The organism is Micromonospora avicenniae (assembly GCF_900156065.1).
GTDB lineage: Bacteria > Actinomycetota > Actinomycetes > Mycobacteriales > Micromonosporaceae > Micromonospora > Micromonospora avicenniae.
This window is the reverse complement of record NZ_FTNF01000005.1, coordinates 115,164-137,779: the sequence shown is the minus strand read 5'-3', so window position 1 is coordinate 137,779 and position 22,616 is coordinate 115,164. Positions and strand designations below refer to the sequence as shown.

General features: G+C 72.2%; 26 protein-coding genes. 14 read left to right on the top strand and 12 right to left on the bottom strand.

Annotated elements, in window-relative coordinates; translation table 11 throughout:
- Positions 1–105 precede the first annotated feature (105 nt).
- Both BXA10_RS10390 and BXA10_RS31420 read right to left on the bottom strand, forming a co-directional pair.
- Entirely contained in the window at positions 106–747 is a 642-nt protein-coding gene (locus tag BXA10_RS10390; protein ID WP_076470080.1) for a class I SAM-dependent methyltransferase, read from the bottom strand.
- Positions 748–968: 221 nt separating this feature from the next.
- Complete coding sequence (locus tag BXA10_RS31420) at positions 969–1,139, bottom strand: hypothetical protein (RefSeq protein ID WP_175649161.1); 171 nt, start codon at positions 1,137–1,139, stop codon at positions 969–971.
- 234 nt (positions 1,140–1,373) lie between these two features.
- Between BXA10_RS31420 and BXA10_RS10385 the strand changes: the two genes are divergently transcribed.
- Positions 1,374–2,093: a hypothetical protein gene (locus tag BXA10_RS10385; protein ID WP_076470079.1), complete on the top strand. Its 720-nt coding sequence runs from the start codon at positions 1,374–1,376 to the stop codon at positions 2,091–2,093.
- 156 nt (positions 2,094–2,249) lie between these two features.
- Complete coding sequence (locus tag BXA10_RS10380) at positions 2,250–2,624, top strand: hypothetical protein (protein ID WP_076470272.1); 375 nt, start codon at positions 2,250–2,252, stop codon at positions 2,622–2,624.
- A 47-nt stretch (positions 2,625–2,671) separates the two neighbouring features.
- Here BXA10_RS10380 and BXA10_RS10375 read toward each other — a convergent pair whose 3' ends face one another.
- Complete coding sequence (locus BXA10_RS10375) at positions 2,672–3,580, bottom strand: DUF72 domain-containing protein (protein WP_076470078.1); 909 nt, start codon at positions 3,578–3,580, stop codon at positions 2,672–2,674.
- Positions 3,581–3,722: 142 nt separating this feature from the next.
- Between BXA10_RS10375 and BXA10_RS10370 the strand changes: the two genes are divergently transcribed.
- The gene (locus BXA10_RS10370) at positions 3,723–4,229 is read left to right on the top strand and encodes a DinB family protein (protein ID WP_076470077.1); all 507 of its coding nucleotides are present in this window, start codon (positions 3,723–3,725) and stop codon (positions 4,227–4,229) included.
- Positions 4,230–4,288: 59 nt separating this feature from the next.
- Positions 4,289–5,068, top strand: coding sequence for a hypothetical protein (locus BXA10_RS10365; RefSeq protein WP_139337952.1), 780 nt, complete (start codon positions 4,289–4,291; stop codon positions 5,066–5,068).
- A gap of 153 nt (positions 5,069–5,221) precedes the next feature.
- Here BXA10_RS10365 and BXA10_RS10360 read toward each other — a convergent pair whose 3' ends face one another.
- From BXA10_RS10360 to BXA10_RS10350, 3 genes are all read right to left on the bottom strand, one after another.
- Positions 5,222–7,285, bottom strand: a complete 2,064-nt coding sequence (locus tag BXA10_RS10360) for an amylo-alpha-1,6-glucosidase (RefSeq protein WP_076470075.1) — start codon at positions 7,283–7,285, stop codon at positions 5,222–5,224.
- The gene (locus BXA10_RS10355; protein ID WP_076470074.1) at positions 7,282–7,683 is read right to left on the bottom strand and encodes an SCP2 sterol-binding domain-containing protein; all 402 of its coding nucleotides are present in this window, start codon (positions 7,681–7,683) and stop codon (positions 7,282–7,284) included. The genes BXA10_RS10360 and BXA10_RS10355 overlap by 4 nt, the downstream gene beginning before the upstream one ends.
- 136 nt (positions 7,684–7,819) lie before the next feature.
- Entirely contained in the window at positions 7,820–8,332 is a 513-nt protein-coding gene (locus BXA10_RS10350; RefSeq protein WP_076470073.1) for a mycothiol transferase, read from the bottom strand.
- 79 nt (positions 8,333–8,411) lie between these two features.
- Between BXA10_RS10350 and BXA10_RS10345 the strand changes: the two genes are divergently transcribed.
- Both BXA10_RS10345 and BXA10_RS10340 read left to right on the top strand, forming a co-directional pair.
- The gene (locus tag BXA10_RS10345) at positions 8,412–8,927 is read left to right on the top strand and encodes a 2'-5' RNA ligase family protein (protein WP_076470072.1); all 516 of its coding nucleotides are present in this window, start codon (positions 8,412–8,414) and stop codon (positions 8,925–8,927) included.
- Between the two features lie 274 nt (positions 8,928–9,201).
- Positions 9,202–9,387 carry a hypothetical protein gene (locus BXA10_RS10340; protein WP_076470071.1) on the top strand — a complete coding sequence of 62 codons (186 nt, stop codon included), beginning with the start codon at positions 9,202–9,204 and terminating at the stop codon, positions 9,385–9,387.
- Between the two features lie 131 nt (positions 9,388–9,518).
- Here BXA10_RS10340 and corA read toward each other — a convergent pair whose 3' ends face one another.
- Both corA and BXA10_RS10330 read right to left on the bottom strand, forming a co-directional pair.
- Positions 9,519–10,649: a magnesium/cobalt transporter CorA gene (corA, locus tag BXA10_RS10335; protein ID WP_076470070.1), complete on the bottom strand. Its 1,131-nt coding sequence runs from the start codon at positions 10,647–10,649 to the stop codon at positions 9,519–9,521.
- A 114-nt stretch (positions 10,650–10,763) separates the two neighbouring features.
- Positions 10,764–11,510 carry an SDR family oxidoreductase gene (locus tag BXA10_RS10330; RefSeq protein WP_076470069.1) on the bottom strand — a complete coding sequence of 249 codons (747 nt, stop codon included), beginning with the start codon at positions 11,508–11,510 and terminating at the stop codon, positions 10,764–10,766.
- Between the two features lie 101 nt (positions 11,511–11,611).
- On the opposite strand from BXA10_RS10330, the gene BXA10_RS10325 reads away from it, so the two are divergent.
- The 3 genes from BXA10_RS10325 (at position 11,612) to BXA10_RS10315 (ending at position 14,822) form a co-directional block, all read left to right on the top strand.
- Entirely contained in the window at positions 11,612–12,502 is an 891-nt protein-coding gene (locus BXA10_RS10325; protein WP_076470068.1) for a LysR family transcriptional regulator, read from the top strand.
- A gap of 72 nt (positions 12,503–12,574) precedes the next feature.
- Positions 12,575–13,198: an acyl-CoA-like ligand-binding transcription factor gene (locus BXA10_RS10320; RefSeq protein ID WP_076470067.1), complete on the top strand. Its 624-nt coding sequence runs from the start codon at positions 12,575–12,577 to the stop codon at positions 13,196–13,198.
- A gap of 37 nt (positions 13,199–13,235) precedes the next feature.
- Positions 13,236–14,822 (top strand): MDR family MFS transporter, encoded by a 1,587-nt coding sequence (locus tag BXA10_RS10315; RefSeq protein ID WP_076470066.1) that lies wholly within the window; start codon positions 13,236–13,238, stop codon positions 14,820–14,822.
- 73 nt (positions 14,823–14,895) lie between these two features.
- Here the strand turns inward: BXA10_RS10315 and BXA10_RS31415 are convergent, their stop codons facing one another.
- A complete protein-coding gene (locus BXA10_RS31415; RefSeq protein ID WP_076470065.1) occupies positions 14,896–15,276 on the bottom strand; it encodes an ATP-binding protein in 381 nt (126 codons plus the stop codon).
- A gap of 162 nt (positions 15,277–15,438) precedes the next feature.
- Here BXA10_RS31415 and BXA10_RS10305 point away from each other — a divergent pair, with 162 nt between their 5' ends.
- The 4 genes from BXA10_RS10305 to BXA10_RS10290 all read left to right on the top strand — a co-directional run bounded on the left by BXA10_RS10305 (position 15,439) and on the right by BXA10_RS10290 (position 18,293).
- Complete coding sequence (locus BXA10_RS10305) at positions 15,439–15,756, top strand: STAS domain-containing protein (RefSeq protein ID WP_175649160.1); 318 nt, start codon at positions 15,439–15,441, stop codon at positions 15,754–15,756.
- Positions 15,757–15,837: 81 nt separating this feature from the next.
- Positions 15,838–17,061 carry a PP2C family protein-serine/threonine phosphatase gene (locus BXA10_RS10300; protein ID WP_076470270.1) on the top strand — a complete coding sequence of 408 codons (1,224 nt, stop codon included), beginning with the start codon at positions 15,838–15,840 and terminating at the stop codon, positions 17,059–17,061.
- A gap of 108 nt (positions 17,062–17,169) precedes the next feature.
- Complete coding sequence (locus tag BXA10_RS10295) at positions 17,170–17,571, top strand: DUF2267 domain-containing protein (protein WP_076470064.1); 402 nt, start codon at positions 17,170–17,172, stop codon at positions 17,569–17,571.
- Positions 17,572–17,969: 398 nt separating this feature from the next.
- Positions 17,970–18,293: a TraR/DksA family transcriptional regulator gene (locus tag BXA10_RS10290; RefSeq protein WP_076470063.1), complete on the top strand. Its 324-nt coding sequence runs from the start codon at positions 17,970–17,972 to the stop codon at positions 18,291–18,293.
- A 98-nt stretch (positions 18,294–18,391) separates the two neighbouring features.
- On the opposite strand, the gene BXA10_RS10285 is transcribed toward BXA10_RS10290, so the two are convergent.
- Together BXA10_RS10285 and BXA10_RS10280 are read right to left on the bottom strand one after the other, a co-directional pair.
- The gene (locus tag BXA10_RS10285; protein WP_076470062.1) at positions 18,392–19,768 is read right to left on the bottom strand and encodes an N-acetylmuramoyl-L-alanine amidase; all 1,377 of its coding nucleotides are present in this window, start codon (positions 19,766–19,768) and stop codon (positions 18,392–18,394) included.
- Between the two features lie 52 nt (positions 19,769–19,820).
- Positions 19,821–21,020, bottom strand: a complete 1,200-nt coding sequence (locus tag BXA10_RS10280; RefSeq protein ID WP_084752603.1) for a M23 family metallopeptidase — start codon at positions 21,018–21,020, stop codon at positions 19,821–19,823.
- Between the two features lie 232 nt (positions 21,021–21,252).
- Between BXA10_RS10280 and BXA10_RS10275 the strand changes: the two genes are divergently transcribed.
- Positions 21,253–21,552 (top strand): putative quinol monooxygenase, encoded by a 300-nt coding sequence (locus tag BXA10_RS10275; RefSeq protein WP_076470061.1) that lies wholly within the window; start codon positions 21,253–21,255, stop codon positions 21,550–21,552.
- A 34-nt stretch (positions 21,553–21,586) separates the two neighbouring features.
- Here BXA10_RS10275 and BXA10_RS10270 read toward each other — a convergent pair whose 3' ends face one another.
- Entirely contained in the window at positions 21,587–22,522 is a 936-nt protein-coding gene (locus tag BXA10_RS10270) for a MerR family transcriptional regulator (protein ID WP_076470268.1), read from the bottom strand.
- Positions 22,523–22,616 lie beyond the last annotated feature (94 nt).

Below are 22,616 nucleotides of genomic sequence, written 5' to 3'. Positions count from 1 at the left end.
ACGGACGGTGCCGGGGACGCCGGGGCGGACATCCGGGCCCGAGCCCGCGGGGCCACGCTCGGGATCCGCCGCACGACTTCCGGTCGTGCGGCGGATCCGGGGGCGCTACGGGCGCAGCGCCGCGCCGAGCACGTGCGGGGCCGCGGGCCCCGGGACGGCGGCGTCCGGGAAGCGGAACCGGTCCAGCTCCGTGACGGTGAAGCCGGCCGTGCCGATCGCCGCCAGCGTGTCGCGGCCGGTATGGCAGCCACCGCAGAGCAGCGGCCAGCAGGTGGCGTCGACCACTCGCTGGACCCGGCGCAGGCCGGGCGACCGCGACCGGACGTGCTCGAAGAAGCGCAGCTGCCCGCCGGAGCGCGTCACCCGGTGCGCCTCACGCAGCACGGCGGCCTGGTCGGCGACCGAGCAGAGCACCAGGGACACCACCAAGGCGTCGGCCACCCCGTCCGCCACCGGCAGCGCCTCGGCCAACCCGTCGGCGACCGTGACCGGCACCGGTGCCGCGGCTGCGGCGACCCGGGCCGCGGCCCGCAGCCGGGGCTCCGGTTCGACGGCGAGCACCCGGGTCACGGTCGCCGGATAGTGGGCGAAGTTCCGGCCGTTGCCGGCGCCGACCTCGACGACCACGCCGTGCAGGCCGGCCACCAGCCGGTGCCGGTGCCTCGCGCCGCCAGCGCGGTCCATCGCCACACTGGCCCGCTCGAACACGCGGGCGAACAGCGGATGTGAAATTCTCCTGCCGGGCATCACTCCTCCGTCCGAGAAGCACGGCACGGCCGGCTTCGAACGGTGATCCGGCAGGCTGGCGGGACGCCGCAGCGGGCCCGTGCCGTCGGATCCCCGCGTCGGAGCGCCGGTCCACACCGAGGAAAGCCGATGCCCAGCAGGCTAGGCGAAGCAGTCGACAGCTGGGCTTCCCGGCGCCGGCCGTCGGATGGCCGGTGGCCGCCGCGGGATCGCCGCCGAAGTCACTCCTCCGGTTCGATAGGCACCATCTCACCGTCGCGTTCGACCCGGATCTCGCCGTGGTCACGTCGCGGCGGTATCTCTGCGATGTTCCGGTTGGGGTCGTTGCCCGGGTGCATCAGCACCGCGTCGGTGTCGGGAGTCTTCTCCCGGCTCTCATCCGGCTGCGTCATGGCACTTGCCCCCTCCTCGTCGGTCCCCCTGCTCTACCCCCGCAGGCCCGGACGACTCCTCCCACCGTGCCGGTAGCCCTCCCCGGACTCCGGCGGCGGATGCGACCGGCGGCGCCCGGTGTCCACCCTTGTCCCGTCCGTTCCACCGCCAGAGGTCTCGACCGGTGACACACCGGGGTTAGCCGCAAAGGCGGCGGGTAAGCCGCAGCGCCCGACACGGCGGAAGGGGATCAGATGTCGGAACGGCATAGCGCACTGCGCTCGATGCACGATCTGGGCTTGGCGGCCTGGTTCGGAGGGTCCCTGATGGGGGCGTTCGGCGTCAACGGCGCGGCGGGGAAGATCAAGGATGCGACGCAACGGCTTCCGGTGGCCTCAGCGGGCTGGTCCCGGTGGACGCCGGTGAACGCCGCCGCGATCGGCGCGCACCTCGCCGGCGCGGTCGGTGAACTGGTCACGGAGAGCCCACGGGTGGCCGCCCAGGCGGGCGTGGCGCGGGCCACGGTCGTCAAGACCGCACTGACCGTGGGCGCGCTCGCGGTCACCGGCTACAGCCGGCTGCTCGGCATGCGGTTGCAGCGGGCCGGCAACCCGCCGGTCGACGGCGTCACCGAGCCGAACCACATGACCCCGGTGCAGGTGGCGGCCAGCCAGCGCCAGATGAAGCTGCTCCAATGGGCCGTACCGGCCCTGACCGGCGCGCTGGTGGTGGTGACCGCCTACATGAGCGAGCAGCAGAAGCCGGCCCAGGTGTGGCGCGGGATGCTGGCTCGGACCGGCGGAATGATGAGCGCCCCGAAGGGCATGGCCAAGTTCGCGGCCGTGAGCAGGCTGACGGGGATGAACCGGCCCGCCGGGGGCGGCCGGATGGTGGGGGTGCACCTGCCCGCCGGGATCGGCAAGCTCGCGGGCATGGGTGGGACCAAGCGGTCGATGGCCATGTCCAGCCGCTGAGCACCGAACGAGGAACCAGCCATCCGCCGGTCCGGCGGCGTCCTGGACGCCGCCGGACCGGCGGATCAGTGCTCGGCCGTCGCGCGCCGATGCGCATGACCTGCGCGATGACGGGCAATCAGCCGCCGGTACCGGCGGACGAGCAGCGAGGTGGACATGACGGCGGACAAGGGACGCGACGACGGTCAGGCCCCGCGCGACCCGGAGGCCACGGTCCCGTGGGGAACCCGGGACGTCTACGACACGGAACCGCCCTGGGGCGTCGGCGAGGACGATCCGATGGACGAGGGCAGCGAGGAGACCGCCGTCCCACCGGGGCGACGCGGCGAGCGCCGGGCCGGCCGGCCCGCCGGCCCGTCCGGGCCCGCGGGCCGGCACGGCTTCGGCTCGGTCGAACCGACCCGGGCGCCGATGGCGGGCCCGGGCGCGCCACCCGATCCGGCGCCCAGCGGCCGTTCCTTCCCCGACGACGCGGACATCGACGAACGGGCGCAGGACGCCTTCCGCAGCCGGGGCCGCCGTTCCGCCTGACCGACGCGAGCGGGTCGCACCGCGCCGGACCTGCCGGTCGTACGGGTTCAGGTGGCGGCGCCGGCTGGGGCGGGACGCGCGTACCCGGCGTCGGCCAGCAGCCCGGCCATCCGCTCGGCGTCGCGCTGCGCCTGCCCGGCACAGCAGTTGTTGAACAGCACGTGCAGCTCGCTGGACTGCCCGGCCAGCTCGGTGAGCAGCTCCGACCAGTGGCGTAGCTCCCGCTCGCCGTACGCGTAGCGGAACTTCTCCCGCTTGTCCCCCGTCGCCCAGTCGTCGCTGTGCCCGTGGAACCGCATCATCGCCAGCTCCGTGGTGGCGACGAGGACCGGTGGGACCGAGGACGGGTGGCCCTGCGGCATGTCGACGCAGACGAGGCCGAGTTCGTGCGTACGCAGGAAGTCCACCGTGTCCAGCGCGGCCCGTCCGTCGAACCAGGATCGGTGTCGAAGCTCCACACCGACGCGCCACGGCCGGCACCGCTCGGCCAGTTCGACCACTCGTCGTTGGGCGGCAGCGCCATGGGCCAGCCACGGAGGCAGCTGGAGCAGCACCGCGCCGAGCTTGCCGGCCGCCGCGACCGGGTCCAGCGCCGCGCGGAACCGGGCCCACACCTCGTCGTACGCTCCGGCGGACAGGTCGCGGCGGCGTACCCGTTCCGGGCCGCCCACCGGGCGCAGGTCGCGCGGCAGCGCGGTGATCGGGGTGGGATGACCGGTGAAGAGACTGAACGCCTTGATGTCGAAGCTGAACCCGTCCGGGGTCGCGGCGGCCCAGCCCCGCGTGGTCTCCGGTGCGGGCACCGCGTAGTACGAGGTGTCGACCTCGACGACCGGGAAGTGCCGGGCGTACCAGCGAAGCCGGTCGGCCGGCGTGTTCGCCGACCGCGGGTACCAGCCGGAGGCCAGCACCTCCCGATCGGCCCAGGACGACGTGCCCACCCGAATCACACCCATGTCATTCCGGTACCCGGGACGCAGCACCCGCAACCCCGGCGGAGCGGCGGAGCGACGGCCTGCGGAGCGACGGAGTGGCGGAAAGTGTCGGGACCTGAACGTACGGTGTCCCTGGTCGACAGACGAGTGAAGGGCGACATCCATGAGCACCCTGGACCAGGTCACCACCAGCGAACGGGCGGACCTCGTGCAGACACTCCGCCGGCACCGTGGCTTCCTGCGGCAGACCGTCGCGGGCATCACCGACGAGCAGGCGGCCGCCCGCACCACCGTCAGCGAGCTCTGCCTCGGCGGCCTGATCAAGCACGTCGCGGGCACCGAGGAGAGTTGGATGCGATTCGCGGTCGGCGGCGCGGATGCCATGCAGAGCGTGCCGGTCGACTGGGAGGGCCAGTTCCGGATGCGCGAGGGTGAGACGCTCGCCGGGCTGCTCGACGACTACGCCCGGGTCGCGGCGCGCACGGACGAGCTGGTCGCCACGCTCGACCTCGACTCCGCGCACCCCCTGCCGGTCGCACCCTGGTTCGAGCCGGGGGCGAGCTGGTCGGTCCGGCGGGTGCTGCTGCACGTCATCGCCGAGACGGCGCAGCACGCCGGGCACGCCGACATCCTGCGCGAGGCGATCGACGGGGCCAAGACCATGGGCTGACCAGCCGGCGGGCGACGTGATGTGACGTCTCGTGGGCGCGCGGCGCTGACCGACACGAGATGAACGCAGAGCGGATGGACCAGGAGACCGTCGAACGGCTGCTCGACAGTCCCGTCGATGCCACGCGCGCCGAGGCACATCCGATCGTGTCGCTGCTGATGGCCGTGCGTGCCGAGCCGCACCCGCACGAGTTCGACGGCGAGGGTGCCGCGGTGATGGCGTACCGCCGAGCCCTGGCCGACGCACCGGGTCCGGGGCCGTGCCCGGGCACGCCGCCGGTGGGCGCCGCGCCCAGCCCCGGCCTCGTCCGCTTCGGGGTGCGAGCGGGCATCGTCGCGCTCGCCCTGGCCGCCACCGGCGGGATTGCGCTCGCCACCACCGGCACCTGGCCCGGGACGCGGCCGGCACCGCCGACCAGGGCCCCGGCGTCGCCGGTACCGGCACCGACCGCGAGTACGGTGCCACCGGCAAGCACCACCGCACCGGTGCCCTCGACGGAGCCCGGCAGGACGGAGCGGCCCGCTCCCGAGGTCGACCTGCCGGGCCTCTGCCGGGCGTACCGTGCCGACGACGATCCCGGTGCGCTCGACAGCCCGGCCTTCGCCGGTCTGGTCGCGGCCGCGGGGGGCCGGTCCCGGGTACCCGGCTTCTGCGACCGGATGCTCACCGACGGCGCTCGGCACGCCACACCCCCCGGCCAGGTCAGGACTCCTTCCCGCAGCCCGCACGCGCCGTCCGTGACACCGCCCACCGAGCCTCCCGGCCGTCCGGACGAGCATGGACGCCGGACCCCGCCGGCCGACGACGACCAGCCGACCGTGGCCGGCCGGCATCGTTGACGTGGTGCGCCGAGCGTCCGGCGGCGCCGTGGCGGCCGAGTCCGGGACGCGTGGCCGACGGAGGTCACCCCGTCACGCCGCTGTCCGGACGATCTGGCCGCGCCGGCCGCCCGGACCGTCGGCCTGCTGCTCGGCCGGCCGGGAGGCGTACCCTCAGCGCAACCGTGGGCGTCGCGCGCGGAGGTTGCCGCGATCCCGTCCGTACGCGTCCGAGTGCCCCCAGCGCCCGGGGATGTCCAACAGCTCGATCCGCCCGAAACCTGACGGCAGCGCGGGGCTCACCAGCAGGTTGTCGCCGCTGGGCCGCAGCCCGAGCAGGGTGGCGAGCAGCATCAGCAACCCGCCTGAGGACCATGCCTGGGGTCGGCCGGCCGCCGGCAGCTGGATCGGATACTTCGTCACCTCACGGTCGTATCCGGCGATCATCTCGGGCACCGAGCCGCCGACCGTGCACGCCATGTCGAAGATGCCGGACGCGATCCGGGCGGCCTCCGCGTCGCGGCGGTAAGTGCGCAGCCCCGCCGCGATCAGGGCATTGTCCGACGGCCAGACCGCACCCAGGTGCGATCCGACCGGGTTGTACCGGTGCTGCCCGGCAGCGAACGTCCGCACGCCCCAGCCGGAGAAGAGATCCGGGCCGACCAGGTGGGCGGCGAGCGCGCGGGCCCGCTCCTCCTCGACGATGCCGCTCCACAGCAGATGCCCGATGTTCGACGTCAGCGCGTCGACCGGCGTGCCGTCCGGCTCCAGCGCCAGCGCGTAGTACTCGGCCTGCGGCAGCCAGAAGTCGTTGTTGAACCGCCGTTTCAGCTCCGCCGCCTCGCGCTCCAGCCGGTCGGCGTACTGCGGGTCGCCCCAGAACTCCCGGGCCAGCCGCGCGCCGCGTCGCTTGGCGTCGTACGCGTAGCCCTGGAGTTCGCAGGTCGCGCGGGGAAGACCCGGCAGCCGGCCGTCGGCGTACGCGATGGCGTCCGGCGAGTTCCGCCAGCCCTGGTTGACCCACCCCTTGCGGTTGTTGCGCGTCAGGTACCGCAGGTAGCCGTCACCGGTGAGGTCGCCGTACTCGTCGATCCAGTCCAGCGCCATCCGGGCCGGATGTCGCAGCTCACGGATCAGGTCGGCGTCGCCCGACCAGCGCTCGTACTCGTCGAGCAGGACGACGAACAACGGTGTGGTGTCCGCCGCGCCGTAGTAGAGGGCCGTCGGCTCCTCGCCGAACGCCGCCGCCTCGCCGTAGCGCAGCTCGGCCACGATCTTCCCCGGCTCCTCGTCGTGGTCGTCGTCGAGCCGGTCCCCTTGCAGCGTGGCGAGGCTGTACAGCGTCGATCTGGCCAGTTCGGGAAGGAACGCCAGGGTCTGCAGGCAGGTGATGATCGCGTCCCGCCCGTACAGGGCCATCCCCCATGGCAGGCCACCCACCGGCACCGTCCCCGCCTTGGTGAGCGGCAGGTAGCGCAGCGCGGCGAGGTCGACGAGGCACTGCCGGTACGCCGCCGTCAGCTCCGGCCGCTCGCAGACCAGCAGCGGCGCCCGGTCGAGCCACGCCTGGAGCTCCTCCCGCATGGTGTGGTGGACGTGCTGCCGGTGCTCCTCGAGGCTGGCCCGCAGGTCGCGTCCGCCCGGGCCCTCGATGAGCGTCGCGACGTGCAGGTCCGTAATCCACTCGCCTTCCGGCTCGATCCGGATCCGGTAGGTCATTCCGTCCTCGTCCACGTCCACCGGGGCGGTGCTGGTGACGATCGTCTGGCGGACGAACCGGTCGCGGGCGTACCGGAACCGCAGTTCTCGCCGCTCCGAGTCAGCGACCACGGAGACATCGCGCCTACGCGGCTGCTGGATCTCCGAGGTGTCGGCGAAGTCGGACCCGATGTCCAGCCGGATGGTGAACTCGGCCGGCTCGGCGGAGTGGTTGAGCACGATGATGCGTTCCTGAAAGGCTTCGTCGAGGGACCGATGCCGGATCAGCGAGACGTCCGCGTCGATGTAGTGGCTGGCCGCCCCGGGCACCAGGAAGAACCGGGTCTCGAAGTACGTCATGTCGTCACGGGAGAGAGCGTTCAGTCGCTGGCCGTCTACCTTGAGCACCCAGTGCGACAGGAACCGGGTGTCGAACGCGAAGTAGCCGATGGGGTCGTGCGGGTCGACGAGGATGTCCCCCTGTCCGTCGCTGACGGCGAAGGCGTTCCCTGACATCACGTACACCCGCTCCGGCCTCATCGGCGAACATCCCGTCCGCTGTTGGGCTCCGCCGCGACCTGCCGGGCGGCTTCACGGGGGTGCCGGGCGCCCGCCTTGCCGGGAAAGATGCGGCGGAAAACCACGAAGAGCCGCATGTCACCCTCGACGGTGAGGTCGTTGCGCAGCATCGCCGCGGCGGCGCGCAGCTGCCCGGCGGCCATCCGGTCGAACACCGTCCGGTGCGCCCGTACGACCAGGTCGGCGTCGTCGGCCGAGCGGCTGACCTCGACGTGCTGGTCGGTGACGGTGAGGTACCAGTGTTGCGTCCAGCCGTTCTCGTACGCGTCGAGACGAAGCGTCCCGTTCAACGTCTCCGGTATCTCGGGACGTCGCTCGGGCGTCAGCGCCAGCAGCTGCTCCGCGGCCGTCGTGCCCATCGATCTCCTCCCCTCGTCCGGTCACCTTCCCAGCGGCGGGGGTGAGTCCGGCTCACCCGCGACGGGTGAGTTCACGGCCGCGGGGTCGGTGAACCCGACGGGCGACCCGACCCGGGCGGAGGGGATCGTGGCGCGGTCAGCCAGTCTTGATCAGCCCACGGACGTAGGCGGCCTGGCCGGCGTGCTGGAGGTCGTCCTCGATCACGCTCACCAGCCGGACCCCGAGCGTCACCGGCGGGTCCCACGAGGTGTCGACCACCCGGTCCAGGTCGTCGGCCCGCAACCCGGTGAGGAACCGCCGGGTACGGGTGTGGACGGCGTCGTAGTAGTCGAGCAGCACCTGCGCGCTCTCCGGCCGGACCGCGGCGACCTGTTCGGGCGTGTGCCCGTACCCGGTGTCGCCCGGCTCGGCGCGGGCCAGGCCGAAGCGGCCCGCCCAGTCACCGGTCACCCAGATCTGCTCGGCGTCGAGCAGCTCGGCCAGGTGGCCGTCCTGGACCCGGGTCAGGTGCCAGACCAGCCAGCCCACCGGGTTGGCGCCTGGGCGGGGAGCCTGGCGCAGCTGGTCCGGGTCGAGACCGTGGACCGCGCCGCGGACCAGGTCGGGCAGCCGGTCGTACGTCTCGATCAGCAGGTCACTCACGTCCACGTCGTACGCCTCCCGAGGTCGCCTCCGTTCAGTGGTACCGCCATCCACCCCGGCCAAACCTGCCCGTTACCGTGATCACGTGGTCGCGGCGTTGGAGCTATACCTCGACACCGACGCCTCCCGCCGGATCCGGGTGCTGTGGGACGCGCTGGAGTCCGAGGGTGTGCAGAGCATGCGGTCCCTGCTGGAGCAGCGGCACCGCCCGCACGTGTCGCTCGCGGTGGCGCCCCGGTTCGATCCCGAACGGGTCGGCGCGGCGCTGCGCGGCATGGTGGTCGGGGCGCCGCTGCGGCTGTCGTTCGAGCACGTCGGGCAGTTCGTCGGCCGGGTGCTCTGGCTCGGTCCGACGCCGACCGCCGAACTCCTCGCGCACCACCGGCAGGTGCACGCCCGGCTCGCGGCGGCCGGCGTGGCCCTGGTCGAGCACTACCAGCCGGGGCGCTGGGTGCCACACTGCACGCTGTCGATGCGGGTGCCGAACGCGCTGATGGCCGCCGCCGTACGACGGTGCCTGGAGATGCTGCCGCTGGAGGCGACGGTCGTCGGCGCGGCGCTCACCGACCACGCTCGCGGCATCTCCTGCCCCCTGCCCTGAGCACCCACCGCCCTCGACCGACCGGGACCCGCGGCCGGCCGCCCGCCGGCTCGCTGGGGGTGGGCGGGCAGGTCCCCGGGAGGCTGGTTCGGGGCGACACGAGTCGGGTAATGGGAAACCGCGTGTGCAGACGCTCCCTGGCGTGGGATCGTTCGAGTGAGCCGTGTCACAGGCCGGCGTGCGGGCCGCGAGGGGGCGGGATCCGCCCACCTGCCGCCCACCGCCGCTGTCGGTGGGCTCCGAGGGGTCACGGCTGCAAGAGAGAGGCATCGCCATGCAGGCTCAACGCAGCGCGCCACCGGTCGAGTCGAGCCAGACCAGCGAGGACGCACAGGTCTCCGGCACCACCGGACCCTCCACCCCCCTCTCGATCTGGGCCGCCGCGACCCTGCTCGGCAGGATCGACACCGACGAGGACGACATCGAGGACGAGCGCCACATCCTGCGCGGTTTCGAGTAGCCGGCACGACGCTCGGAACGCGACGCGCGGCTTTCCCGCGAGATCCGACCCTGGTCCGTGCGCGGATCGCGACGGTCCGGGTCCGAATCGGCGATGGTCCGTGCGCAGATCGGCGATGGCCGGTGCCCGGATCACAGCCAGCCGCGCCGCTTGAAGATCAGGTAGAGGGTGCCGCAGACGAGCGCCATCAGCGCGATCGCGAAGAGGTACCCGAACCGCCAGCGCAACTCCGGCATGTGCACGAAGTTCATGCCGTAGACCGTGCCGATCAGGGTGGGTGCGAACAGGATCGCCGCCCACGAGGAGACCTTCTTCAGCTCCTCGTTCTGGGCGTAGCTGGCCGCGGTGAGGCTGCGCATCTCCTCGTTCTGCTGCTGCGAGACCAGGGTGGCGTTGACCGTGAGGATGTTCTGCAACAGGTGCCGGAAGCTGTCCACCCGCTCCACCACCTGGGTCAGGTGGTCGTTGACGTCCCGCAGGTAGCGCTGCAGTTCCTCGTCGGTGCCGTACTTGCCGGAGCCCGCCGCGAGCGCGTCCAGCACACCGAGCAGCGGTCGGGCGGCCCGCTGGAACTGGATCACCTCCCGGCTCAGCTCGTAGATGCGCCGGCTCGCGTTGGGGTCGCCACCGAAGACCTCCGTCTCGATCTCGTCGATGTCGTGTTCCAGTCCCGCCACGACCGGGGCGTACCCGTCGACCACCTGGTCGAGGATCGCGTAGAGCACCGCCTGCGGACCACGGGCCAGCATCCCCGGTTCGCTTTCCATCCGGCCCCGGACGGTGGCGAGGTCGGGCGCCTCGCCGTGCCGGACGGTGATGACGAAGCCCGGGCCGATGAACAGGTGCACCTCGCTGAACTCGACCTCCTCGCGTACGTCGACGTAGCGGGCGGCCCGCAGCACGATGAAGAGCGTGTCCCCGTACCGTTCGAGCTTGGGTCGCTGGTGGGCGTTGATCGCATCCTCGACCGCGAGGTCGTGCAGCCGGAACTCCTGGGCGAGGGAGAGGATCTGCTCGCGGCCCGGCCGGTAGAGCCCGATCCAGGCCATCCCGTCGTCCAACTCCTGCAGGCAGCGGTACGTGTCGGCGAGGGTGGGCGGCGAGGCGTGCCGGTGCCCGTGGGCGTAGACGGCGCTGTCGACGAGGCCCCCGGGACCGCTCTGCGGGCCCTGCGGCCACCATCCGCCCGGCTCGTGCTCGTGTTCGTCGAGGCGGCGGCCGAAGCCGCCCTCCTCCTCCGGGAGGTGACCGTCGCCGACCATGAACACCTCCCCACTGCTGCCCGACGGACGGCACGGGCGGCGACCCGCTCACCACGCCGGCCGGGTCGCTCTACATCCCCGCCTTCCGCCCACCGAAACCGTCCGCCCCGCCGGTCAGGCGAGCAGCGAGCCGCCGTCGACGGTGATGATCGTGCCGGTGACGAACGAGTCGGCCATGCAGAACAGGTAGGCCGGGGCGACGTCGTCGACCTCGCCCACCCGGCCCAGCGGAACGGCGTCGGCGGTCTGGCGGTACAGCTGTTCCCGGACCTCCTCGTCCATCCCGCCCCAAAGAGGGCTGCGGACGACGCCGGGGCGGACGGCGTTCACCCGGATCCGGCGGGGCGCCAACTCCACGGCGAGTGCCCGGGTGAGCGCTTCGGTCGCCCCGCAGATGCTGGACGCCACCGACCAACCCGGGCCGGGGCGGCTACCCGCGGTGCCGGTGGTCAGGGTGATGGAGCCGCCGTCGCGAAGGTACGGCGCCGCGGCCTGCACCGCACCGAGCGCGCCGAAGTAGCGCAGCGCGAAGAGCTCGCGGGCCTGCCCCAGGTCGAGTTCGGCCAGCGGCATGAGAGCCAGTGGCTCGCCGGCGGTGTAGGCGAGGTGGTCGATCGCGATGCCGCTGTCGGCCAGCCGGGCGAAGAACCGGCCCACGGCGGCTGCGTCGGTCAGATCGACGGCGTGGCCGCGGGCGCCTTCCGGCAGTTCGGCGAGTGCCCGATCGACGCTGGCCGGGTTGCTGGATACGACGGTGACGACGGCCCCGGCGGCGCCCGCGGCGCGCGCCGTGGCGAGGCCGATGCCGGAGGTGCCGCCGAGAACGACGACGTGCTGGGAGCCAAGGTCTTGTGATGCCACTGTGTGCCCTTCTCGCGAATGTCCTGGCACCACCCTGCGCGCCGGAGCGAGCCGGCGTCCAAGACCTCTCTGGCCTCCTGTGATACCCGTAAGGTATTGACATGCCCGCCGACCTGGACCTCCGGAAGCTGCGGTACTTCCTCGCCGTCGCCGAGCACCGGCACTTCGGCCGGGCCGCCGCCCAGCTGCGGATCGCCCAACCGGTGCTCTCCCGCCAGATCCGGGCGTTGGAGCGGGAGCTGGGCACGGCCCTGCTGGTCCGCGACCGGCGGCGCACCGACCTGACCCCGGCCGGCGAACAGCTGCGCGAGGAGGCAGGTCCGCTGCTGGCCCGGGCGACCGCCGTGCAACGGCGGATCGCCGCGACCGCCCGCGGTGGTGCCGGCACCTTCACCGTGGGGTTCATGCCCGGCCTCACCGTGACCGCGGAGGTGCGCGCCCTACGCGAGGCCAACCCCGGACTGGACGTCGAAGTCGTCCGCACCAGCTGGGACACCCAGGCCGAGGTCATCCGTGACGGTCGCGTCGACGTCGGATACGTCCGGCTTCCGATCGACGAGCGCGACCTGGCCCTGGAGCCACTGTTCGAGGAGGCCCGGGTGGTCGTGGTCGCCGCCGACCATCCGCTGGCCGGCCGGCCACGGGTCAGCATCGAGGAACTCGGGGACGAGCATCTCCTGCAGAACCCGGCTGTGGTCCCGGAGTGGCGGGACGACCCCCGCGGGCGGGGTGCCTGGCGCGCCACCGAGGTGCCGGCGCTGACCGTGGAGGAGAAGCTGGAGTACGTGGCGGCCGGGCGCGGCATCATCGTGCTGCCACTGTCCACGGCTCTCTTCTACAGCCGGCCGGACGTCACGCACAGCGCCGTACACGACATCGGCCCCAACCGGATCTGCCTCGCGTGGGCCGCGGACAGCCGCAGCCGCCTGGTGCGGCAGTTCTTGACCATCGCCGTGCAGACGCACCGGCCTGGTACGCCGGGCCAGAGGTGACGGGGGCGTTAGCCATCTCACTTCACACCGCGAAAGTTTGCCGGACCTGAAAGTTCTCCCTAGGTTGTTCGGGTGACCGCCCATCCCGCTGCGCAGACCGTCGGACTACGGGACCGCAAGAAGCAGCAGACCCGCGACGCGCTGGCCACCGCGGCGCTGCACCTGGTCGCCGAACGCGGGCTCGAGAACGTGACGGTCGAGGAGATCAGCGCGGCGGCGGACGTCTCCTCCAGGACGTTCTTCAACTACTTCCCGTGCAAGGACGACGCCCTCGTCGCCGACCACTCCGTCGACAGTGCCCGCTTCCTGACCCGGCTGGCCCAGGTACCGCCGGAGGTGCCCGCCCTCGCGGCCGTACGCTCGGCCCTCGGCGAGATGATCGACCGGATGCAGGCCGACCGCGAGCGCTGGCTGCTGCGGATGGTGGTCATCGAGCGGAATCCCGCCCTGCTGCCGCGCCTGGTCGCCGCCGGCGTCGAAACGGAACGGACGATGACGGAACTGGTCGCCGACCGCGTCGGCGTACCTCCTGATCATCATTTTCCGGCCCTGCTCGCGGCCGTAACCGGCGCCGCTTTCCGGTCGGCCATGCTCCGCTGGGCCGCCGGCGACGGGGCCCGCTCCTTGTCCGACCTGGTGGACGAGGCGTTCGAGACGCTCGCCGCCGGCCTGCCGGATCCGCAGCCGGCCCCCTGACTCCCATCCCTTCCGTACCGACAAGTTAAGGAACCCGATGTCCGCACCCACCGCGCCCATCGACGCGGTCGAGGCCGCCCCGGCACGCATGTCCCCACGGGAGGTCCTGCAGGCCCTCTCCGGACTGATGGTCGGCATGTTCGTGTCGATCCTCGCGTCCACTGTCGTGGCGAACGCGCTGCCGCGCATCATCGCCGACCTGCACGGCAGCCAGACGGTCTACACCTGGATCGTCACCACCGAACTGCTGGCCATGACGGCGACCGTGCCGCTCTGGGGCAAGCTGGCCGACCTCTTCAGCAAGAAGCTGCTCATCCAGTCGTCCCTGGCGCTCTTCGTGATCGGCTCGCTGATCGCCGGCTTCACTCCGAACGTCGAGGTGCTGCTGATCAGCCGGATCGTCCAGGGCGTCGGCGCGGGCGGCATGACCGCCCTGGCCACGATCGTCATGGCGGCCATGATCCCGCCGCGGGAGCTCGGCCGGTACGCCGGCATCTTCGGCGCCGTCTTCGGCGTCGGCACCATCGCCGGACCGCTGATCGGCGGCGTCCTGGTCGACACCTCCTGGCTCGGCTGGCGCTGGTGCTTCCTGATCGGCGTCCCGTTCACCCTGCTGTCGATCTTCCTGCTCCAGCGGACGCTGCACCTGCCGGTCACCCGGCGCAAGGTACGCATCGACTGGCTCGGCGCACTCCTGATCACGACCGGCGTCTCGCTGCTGCTGATCTGGTCGTCCCTGGCCGGCAACAAGTTCGCCTGGGCGTCCGGCTGGACCGCACTGATGGTCGCCGGCGGCGTCGTCCTGCTGGCCGTGGCGGTGTTCGTGGAGTCCCGGGCCGCCGAGCCGATCATCCCGTTGAGGATCTTCCGGAGCCGGACCGTCTCGCTGGCCACGATCGCCAGCGTCCTCGTCGGCGTGGCGATGTTCGGCGGCACGGTCTTCCTGTCGCAGTACTTCCAGATCTCGCTCGGCAAGTCGCCGACCGTGGCCGGTCTGATGAGCCTTCCGATGATCTTCGGTCTGCTCGTCTCGTCGACGATCGCCGGTCAACTCATCACCAAGTACGGGCGCTGGAAGATGTTCCTCGTCGCCGGTGGTGCGACCATGACCGCCGGCATGGTCCTGCTCGGCACCATCGACGCGCGGACCAGCGTCGTCGTCCTGTCGATCTACATGGCCGTGCTCGGCATCGGCGTCGGCATGCTCATGCAGAACCTGGTGCTGGCGGCCCAGAACGACGTTCCGGCCCAGGAACTCGGCGCGGCCACCTCCGTGCTGACGTTCTTCCGCAGCATGGGCGGCGCCATCGGTGTCAGCGCGCTCGGCGCCGTGCTCGCCAACCGGATCACCACCCTGATGTCCGAGAAGCTGGGGCCGGCCGCAGCCGGCGGGGGCTCGACCAACGAGGTCCCCGACCTCACCAAACTGCCCGAGCCGGTGCTGCGGATCGTGCAGGACGTCTACGGCATCGCCACGGCCGACCTGTTCCTGATCGGCGCGCCGCTGGCCCTGCTCGCGATGGTCGTGGTTCTGTTCATCAAGGAGAAGCCGCTGCACACCCTCAGTGGTGACGAGCGGCGGGCCCAGGAGGAGGCTGCCCAGGCGGCCGCCATGTCCCACTGACGACCCCCGTCGGGACGGGGTCCCGTGGCGCCGGCACCGCGCCGCGGGACCCTCTAGGGTCGCGGATCGTCGGTCACCTCGGGGTCGCGAAGGCACTCAGCGTGACGACCGTACCCTCGCCGGAGGTATCGATGGTGACGTCCGTACAGAGCCGCTGCACCAGCCAGAGCCCCCGGCCGCCGAGCGTCTGCGGCGAGGGCAGGCGCGGAGAGACATCGGCGGACATCCCGCCACCATGATCGCGTACGGTGACCGCCACCGCGCCCAGGCCGACCTCGATGGTGACGTCGGCAGTGCCTCCACCGTGCTGGATCGCGTTGATCACCACCTCGTTGACGGCGATGGTGAACTGTTCCGTGCTGTCGGAGTCCAGGCCGGCGCTCACCGCCGCGTCGGTCACCCGGTGCCGGACGGCCGCGACGCCGGGCGCCGTGACACCGCGTACCGTGGCCACCGCCGGACGCGAATCCGGCTGGTCGGCTGATGTCACATCCACAAGGTCCTCACCGCCGGAGCCTAACCACCACCGGCGATCCTCGCCCGAGGCGTCACTATGCCGGTGACTCACTATAAAGTCGGCACGTTCCCCCAGTCCGGGAGGCGAGAGGAGAAGGGCGTGCCGGTGTCGAACCCCGACCTTCCTGACCCCGACGGCGTCACGGTGTCCGCACGGGGTGAGATCGACCTCTCCACCGCCGCCGACCTGCAACACGAGATCGAGGTGGCCATCGCCAGCACCGCCTCGGCGGTCACCGTCGACCTCACCGAGGTGACCTTCCTCGACTCGGCCGGGATCAACGCCCTGCTCAGAGGACGCCGACTCGCCGACGACCACCGCAAGCCGTACCACGTGACGAACGCGCAGGGCATGGTCCGGCAACTCCTGCGGTTGACGGGGGTGTGGGACCACCTCTCCACGCCGGCGGGCGGGTAGTCGCGTTGCGGCGGCGGGCAACACACCCGGTACGATCGGACCCCGGCAGGCAGGCCGGACCCCGGTGAGGAAGTGACGCTGATGAGCAGCGACACCTCGCACGCCGGCAGCGAGGAGAAGCTCCGGCGACTGCAGGCGGTGACCGACGCCGCACTCTCCCAGCTCGGCCTCGAGGACCTGCTCGACGAGCTACTGGATCGCACCCGCGACCTGCTCCAGGCCGACACGGCTGCGATCCTGCTGGTCGACCCCAACGGCGAGGAACTGGTCGCCACCGCGGCGAGCGGCCTGGAGCAGGAGGTCCGCCAGGGCGTACGGCTGCCCGTCGGTCGCGGTTTCGCCGGCTCGGTCGCGGCCCGCGGCGAGCCGATCATGATCGAGCACGTCGACCGGACCAACGTCGTCAATCCGATCCTGCTGACCCGCGGGGTGGCCTCCGTCCTGGGCGTGCCGATGCTCAACGGTTCCCAGGTCATCGGCGTCCTGCACGTCGGCACGCTTACCCCGCGACGGTTCACCACCGACGACGTCGAGCTGCTCCGGCTGGTGGCCGACCGGGCCAGCCTGGCCACCCAGGCCCGGCTGTCGCGGCTCGACCGGGCCGCCGCGGTGGCCCTGCAACGCAGCCTGCTGCCCGCCCGCCCGCGGGCGGTGCCCGGCCTCGACGTGGCCGCACGCTACGTCCCCGGCACCGCGGTCGGGGTCGGCGGCGACTGGTACGACCTGTTCCCGCTGCCGTCCGGGCACGTCGGGGTCGCCATCGGCGACGTCGCCGGCAACGGCCTGCGCGCGGCCGTCGTCATGGGTCGCATCCGCAGCGCGCTGCGGGCCTACGCGCTGGAGAGCGACGAACCGGCCGACGTACTCACCCGCCTCGACCGTAAGGTGCAGCTCTTCGAGCCGGGCGCCATGGCCACCGCGATCTACGCCGTCCTGGACCCCGCGCTCCAGAGCCTCACCGTCTCCAGCGCCGGGCACCTGCCCCCGCTCGTCGCCGAGCCGGGCGAGGGCACCCGGCTCATCCCGGTCGAACCGGACCTTCCGCTCGGCGCGCACCCCGGTGCTCCCCGGCACAGCATCCACACCGAACTGGCGCCCGGTGGCTGCCTCTTCCTCTACACCGACGGGCTCATCGAACGGCGCACCCGTCCGCTCGACGTGGGAATCGATCTGCTGCTCCGGTCGCTGACCTACCAGCCGGCCGACGCGATGTGCAGTACGGCGATGGCCACGCTGCTGGGCGAGGAGGAAGCCACCGACGATGTCGCCGTCATGGCCGTACGGCGTACCGACGGCGCGGTCTGACCGCCACCGCCGGGCCTTGAACGTGCGGCGGCGGCCGCCCGCCCAGCGGTTTGCCGCCCCCGGCACGCGGGTAGACGCCGCTGTCCGTGCCAGAGAAGGGCGGCGAAGGTGCAGAACAACGAGTTCATCGACTCCGTGGCGAAACGGCTGCGGACCTCGCCCGAGCAGGCGACCGCCATCACGCGGGCCACGCTCACCACGCTGGCCGAGCGGATCGAGAGCGGAGAGGCCAAGGACCTCGCCGCCCAACTACCGGAGGAGCTGCAGGGGTACGCTCACGGCCCCGCCGGTGAAACCGGGCGATTCAGCTTCGACTCCTTCATCAACCAGGTCAGCGGGCGGGCCGAGGTGGACGGCTCGACGGCCCGGGACGGCGTACGCGCGGTCTTCGACACGCTGCGCGAGGCGATCCCACCCGGGGCGTACGACGACGTCGTCACCCAGCTGCCTGCCGACTTCTGGCAGCTCACCGACTCCGCCGGCCGGTACGACGGCCGACCCGGAAGCTGACCGGTGACCAGGACGCGAAGACGTCGGTCGATGTAGAGCCAGGGCGCGGCTGCGCCCGCGGAGCCGATCCCGGTCCCCGGCCGGCCGATACTCCGAAGGCGGTTGGCTTTACGCCGACGGCCACCTATGGTGGTCGGATGCCACCGGTCGGTAAGAACGCCGCCACCGTCACGACGTTGACGGTGCTTCGCGCTGCCCACCGGCCGCTCCGCGCCGCGCTGCCGCGAGGTCGTTTCCTCGGCGCGCGCATCGCGCCAACCCTGGCCATCCAGGGACTGCCAAGCCCCGTTCCGGGCCGTGGCCCACCGGCGGAACCGTTCACATCCAGAAACGGACGCCAAGGGCGAAGCTACACAGCTTCGGCCCTTTTTCTTTTACCTGGACAAGGAGACGTCGCCATGAGCACCGGAACGCACCGGCGGGCCGATCAGGACCGGCTGGACGACCTGCAAGCATCCCTCAGCAAGGAGTTCGAGGCCCAGACCACGAGACTGACCGAACTCACCGCCGACACCGGCGACCCGGGCGAGGCCCACACCCGGCAGGCGCTCATCGCCGCCACTCGGCAGAGCATCGAGCAGATCGCAGGGGCGCTGCGGCGCGTCGCCGACGGCAGCTACGGCGTCTGCGAGCGGTGCGGGGGCGAGATCCCCGCCGAGCGCCTGGAGATCCTGCCGCACGCCCGCTTCTGCGTCCCCTGCCAGCAGAAGCAGAACCGCTGATTCGTCGCCCGGGCCACGCGGCGCCGGACGCCACGACCGGTCCGCCGGCGGCGTGCCCGCCGCCGGGGTGGTGAGAGCCACCCCGGCGGCGGATAGGTTCAGCAGCGGGGCACACCCGGGATGTACCCGTCGTGCCCGGTCAGGACGTACGCGTCGGAGACCCACCGGTTGGTGCCGATCCGGTTCCAGACGTCGGTGGTGCCGTACGGGCCGGTGACGGTGGTGCCCGCGGTCTGGCAGTAGACGCTCACCGTGGCGCCGGGGGCGACGGAGCCGACGACCGGGTACCCGGTGCCGGGGCCGGAGCGCACGTTGAGATTGCCCGACCCGGTGGTGACGGTGCCGGAGCCGACCCCGGTGATTCCGTTGACCAGCTGCATGTAGTAGGTCCAGTTCCAGTTCGGACCCGGGTCGGTGTGCGTGGCACCGGGCACCTCGACGTGCCCGACGATGTGCGCCCGGTCCCGCGGGATGCCGTACTTCGCCGTGAGGCTGCGGGTCAGCGCGGCGGAGGCCCGGTACATCGCGTCGGTGAACCAGGCCGGGTTGTCCACGTACCCCTCGTGCTCGATGCCAATCGACCGCGTGTTGTAGGTCCAGTTGCCGGCATGCCAGGCGATGTCCTTCTCCCGCACCGACTGGGTGACGGCACCGTCCGAGGAGCGGAACGTGTAGTGCGCGCTGACCTGCGCGGCGGGGTTCTGGAACCAGCTGATCGAGCCGGCGTACGAGCCCTGGGTCACGTGGATGACGACCCGGTCGATCGGTTGACCGGCAGGTCGACCGGCCACCGTGTAGTTGCTGGTGCTGGCCGGCGCCCAGGCCGCCGGCGGGTAGTCGGTGCTGAGCGTGCCCATCTCACCGGCCCGCTCCAGCTCCCCGCGCTGCGGCGTCACGGCTCGGGCCGCCACCGTCTCGCCGCGCTCGGCGGTGAATCCGCCGCGTAGCACGTCGAACACGGCGTCCGCGTAGCGCCGGGCGCTGACCGCCGTGCCCGCGCCGCCGTACCGGGCGACCGGCCCGTACCACCGGGCGAGGTCGTCGCGCGCCGTCGCGGTCAGGCCCGCCTGGTCGGCGTACGCGCGGAGCACGGCGGCCGCGCCGAGCACGTTCGCCGTCGGGTCGGTGCGCAGCGCGACCGGATCCAGCCCGGTGCGGGCGGCGGCCTCGTCGAGCGTGTGCCGCTGCGGGTTGCTCACCAGGTGCATGAGTCCGTACCCGCCGGCCGCGCTCGACGAGCCGGCGTTCATGTCCAGCCGCGTCTCCGTGTACCCGATCGTCACGAGCAGGTCGCGGGGCACGTCGTACCGCCCCGCCGCCGTGTCGAAGGCGGCGGCCAGCGGGGTGGACGGCGCGCCGGCCGGGTCGGCGACCGCCGGCGACCCGGCAGCGGTCGTACCGCCGAGCGCGGTGAGCAGGGCGAATGCGCCGCCGAGCGCCAGGCGGGCACGGCGGGAGGTGCCGACTGCTGTCATTGCCACTCCTTTCCACTGTCGGCCACCGGGCGGCAGCCGACGGACGCCCCGGTCAGCACCAGCCATTGAGCGGACCGTTGACGCCGGTCCACAGGTACGCGTCGGAGACCCAACTGCCGTCGCTGAGCCGGTTCCAGAGCGCGGTGGCGCCGTATCGGCCGGTGTGGGTGGTGCCGTTCGCCGAGCAGGAGATCGTCACTGTGGCGCCGTCGGCCAGCGAGCCGACCGCGGCGTAACCGGTGCCGGGACCGGCACGCCGGGTCAGGGTGCCGCCACCGTTGGCGTCCACCACTCCCTGGTTGAGCCCGAGCGCCCCGTGGTTGTAGATGGCGCCGCCCGCGCCGATCCACGCCGAACCGTGCCGGGCCCCACCCTGGTACGCGGACGCGCCGTTGGCGAACACCCACTTGCCGATGTCGTGGTCGGCCATCGGGACGTACGCGCTGTTCTGCCGTAGCCCGAAGTGGACGTGCCGGCCGTAGGCCGCCCCGCCACAGGTGACGTCGGTGCCGGTGTAGCCGAGGAAGGCACCCTGGGCGACGCTCGCCCCGTTGACCGAGATGTTGCTCCACAGGTGGTAGTAGTCGGTGGAGTAACCGCGGTCGTGGATCACCCGGATCCAGCCCTGGCACATGGTGTACGCGGCACCGGCACGAGCGGCGCGAACCACCTGGTCACCGCCGGCGAGATCGACTGAACTGTACGGCGATTCGCTGCCGCCCCAGCCGTGCGGGCCGCTGGTCAGCGTCCACGTCTGCCCGACCGCGAACGGCAGGGCCATGCCGGTGCGGTAGTCGCCGCCCGCGTAGAGGGGGAGAGGCTCGTTGCCGAAGACCGCCTTCTCCTGGCTCGTCACCAGCGGCGACGCGGTGGCGAGGGCGGCGAACTCCGCCTCGCCGTCGAACGCGACCCGCCATGCGCCGCGCTCGACGCGGGCGACGAAGATCGCGCCGGTGGGGTGCGCGTCCGTCTCCGACGGCGCCAGGGCCACCGCTGTCCCGAAGGCCCACCCGGCACCGCTGCGGTCGACCGTGATCCGCGTCTGCGCCGCCGTCGTCGCCGCCGACGCGACGGTGGTGAGGAGCTTGCCGGTGACGGCGGTGGTGAGGGAGTCGGTGTCCGGTGCCGCGGCGGCCGGTGGGGCGCCGGTGGCGGTGGTGGGCGCCGCGGCTGCCGGTGTGGCCGCGAGCAGCAGCCCGGTGACCGCCAGCAGGGCCAGCACCGCGTCACTGGCTCGTCGTCGACTGTGCATCATCGTGACCTCGCTTCCGTCTTGCTCTCGATGACCGGCCTCCACGCAGGTACAAGAATTGATGCTTATGGATATAGCCGGAGATTGTCGTGTCACAAAACATCGAAGTCAATCGCTTCGAGGAAGCTTTCCTACATCCGCCAGGACGGTGTGCGCGGCGGGTCGCGTCGCCATGTCGTACCGGCCGGGCAGGATTGCCCGCGGAGGCATCGGCTCGACGTGGGGGCGTGCAATGGCATACGGCTACTTCAACTCGATGAGGACCGGCCCGGGGCACCGCGACGAGGTGGTGGCGATCCTGCTGGAGGGCGTCGACGGCCTGCGCGCGGCCGGTTGCCGGCTCTACGCGGTGGGGGTGGCGGAGGACGACCCCGACCTGATCCGGGTCAGCGAGATCTGGGACTCGAAGGAGCACCACGACCGGTCCCTCCAACTGCCCGAGACGAAGGCCGCCATCGCCCGGGCCATGCCCCTGCTCACCGGCGAGTTCGCGAGCCAGGAGATGACCGTCGTTGGCGGCCTCGGCGTGTGACGCCCAGCCGACGGCCGAGCGGCCGGAGTCACCCTCACACGCCGCGGGACCGCAGCGCCCGGATCGACCAGTCGAGCACCGGCGCCAGGCTGTCGGTCGCCGGCCAGCCGTTGACCACCGAGAGCAGCCGCAGGTACCGCTCGCGGTCCGGGTCGCTCGCCGCCTCGAGCCGGGCCAGCAGCCGACGCCGCGACGCCAGGTCGTCGGGGCGAGCGCACAGCCGCGCGTACCGCCCCGTCATCGCCGCGACCACGGCGTCCGCCCGGGGCGAGTCCGGGTCTACCGCCGCCGCCAGAGCCGGTCCCGCCTCGGCACGAACGATCGCCACCGCGTCCGGGCGCGCCACGATGGCCGCGCCGTCGGCGCGGTCTGCCGCGTACTGTTCCGCCAGGCGCCGCATCCCGGCACAGAAGTCCTGGTCCTGGGCGAGTTCGGCCAGCTCGATCCACGCCTCGACCTGTTCGTCCTCCGGCTCGTCCGGCAGCTGCGGGGTCAACGAACGGCGCGGACCGGCGAAGGCCGGGTCGGCGTCCACCCCGCCGAACACGGCGTCGAGGAAGTCGCCCACCAGGCGCTCGCGCTCCTCCTTGGTGAGCGTGGCCAGCTTGTGCATCAGTTCCATCCCCTCGGTCGTGGATTCGCGCCTGGCGACCATCGCGAGCACCGCTCGGCGCAGCCGCAGCAACCGGATCTGGACGGCGAGGGCGTCGGCGTGCGCCGCGGCGACCTCGGCGAGCGGGATTTCGCGATCGACGATCCGGGCGATCGTCGGAAGGTCGAGTCCGAGCCCGCGCAGCGTTCGCACCATCTCCAGCCGGGCGAGCGCCCGCACCCCGTACCGTCGATGACCGGCCGGGCTACGTCCGCTCGGCGGCACGATGCCGCGGTCGGCGTAGAACCGGATGGTCTTGACCGTCAATCCGGTACGCCGGGCCAGCTCACCGATCGAGTACCGCGTGTCGCCGTTCATGTCGTCCACCCTCGCGCCTCCCCTCGGGGGAGGTGCAAGTATCCGTCCCGCCGGGGACGCCCGGACAAGAGGCGGCGGCCCGCCCCACCGTGGG

Excerpts from the sequence above, each read along its gene's own strand:
- BXA10_RS10370 (WP_076470077.1), top strand. The coding sequence starts at position 3,723 with ATGAGCACCCTGGACCAGGTCACCACCAGCGAACGGGCGGACCTCGTG.
- BXA10_RS10285 (WP_076470062.1), bottom strand. The coding sequence starts at position 19,768 with ATGACAGCAGTCGGCACCTCCCGCCGTGCCCGCCTGGCGCTCGGCGGC.
- BXA10_RS10275 (WP_076470061.1), top strand. The coding sequence starts at position 21,253 with ATGGCATACGGCTACTTCAACTCGATGAGGACCGGCCCGGGGCACCGC.
- BXA10_RS10300 (WP_076470270.1), top strand. The coding sequence starts at position 15,838 with ATGAGCAGCGACACCTCGCACGCCGGCAGCGAGGAGAAGCTCCGGCGA.
- BXA10_RS10380 (WP_076470272.1), top strand. The coding sequence starts at position 2,250 with ATGACGGCGGACAAGGGACGCGACGACGGTCAGGCCCCGCGCGACCCG.
- BXA10_RS10325 (WP_076470068.1), top strand. The coding sequence starts at position 11,612 with ATGCCCGCCGACCTGGACCTCCGGAAGCTGCGGTACTTCCTCGCCGTC.
- BXA10_RS10270 (WP_076470268.1), bottom strand. The coding sequence starts at position 22,522 with ATGAACGGCGACACGCGGTACTCGATCGGTGAGCTGGCCCGGCGTACC.
- BXA10_RS10355 (WP_076470074.1), bottom strand. The coding sequence starts at position 7,683 with ATGGGCACGACGGCCGCGGAGCAGCTGCTGGCGCTGACGCCCGAGCGA.
- BXA10_RS10280 (WP_084752603.1), bottom strand. The coding sequence starts at position 21,020 with ATGCACAGTCGACGACGAGCCAGTGACGCGGTGCTGGCCCTGCTGGCG.
- BXA10_RS10340 (WP_076470071.1), top strand. The coding sequence starts at position 9,202 with ATGCAGGCTCAACGCAGCGCGCCACCGGTCGAGTCGAGCCAGACCAGC.
- BXA10_RS10290 (WP_076470063.1), top strand. The coding sequence starts at position 17,970 with ATGAGCACCGGAACGCACCGGCGGGCCGATCAGGACCGGCTGGACGAC.
- corA (WP_076470070.1), bottom strand. The coding sequence starts at position 10,649 with ATGGTCGGCGACGGTCACCTCCCGGAGGAGGAGGGCGGCTTCGGCCGC.
- BXA10_RS10365 (WP_139337952.1), top strand. The coding sequence starts at position 4,289 with ATGAACGCAGAGCGGATGGACCAGGAGACCGTCGAACGGCTGCTCGAC.
- BXA10_RS31420 (WP_175649161.1), bottom strand. The coding sequence starts at position 1,139 with ATGACGCAGCCGGATGAGAGCCGGGAGAAGACTCCCGACACCGACGCG.
- BXA10_RS10390 (WP_076470080.1), bottom strand. The coding sequence starts at position 747 with ATGCCCGGCAGGAGAATTTCACATCCGCTGTTCGCCCGCGTGTTCGAG.
- BXA10_RS10385 (WP_076470079.1), top strand. The coding sequence starts at position 1,374 with ATGTCGGAACGGCATAGCGCACTGCGCTCGATGCACGATCTGGGCTTG.
- BXA10_RS10360 (WP_076470075.1), bottom strand. The coding sequence starts at position 7,285 with ATGAGGCCGGAGCGGGTGTACGTGATGTCAGGGAACGCCTTCGCCGTC.
- BXA10_RS10315 (WP_076470066.1), top strand. The coding sequence starts at position 13,236 with ATGTCCGCACCCACCGCGCCCATCGACGCGGTCGAGGCCGCCCCGGCA.
- BXA10_RS10375 (WP_076470078.1), bottom strand. The coding sequence starts at position 3,580 with ATGGGTGTGATTCGGGTGGGCACGTCGTCCTGGGCCGATCGGGAGGTG.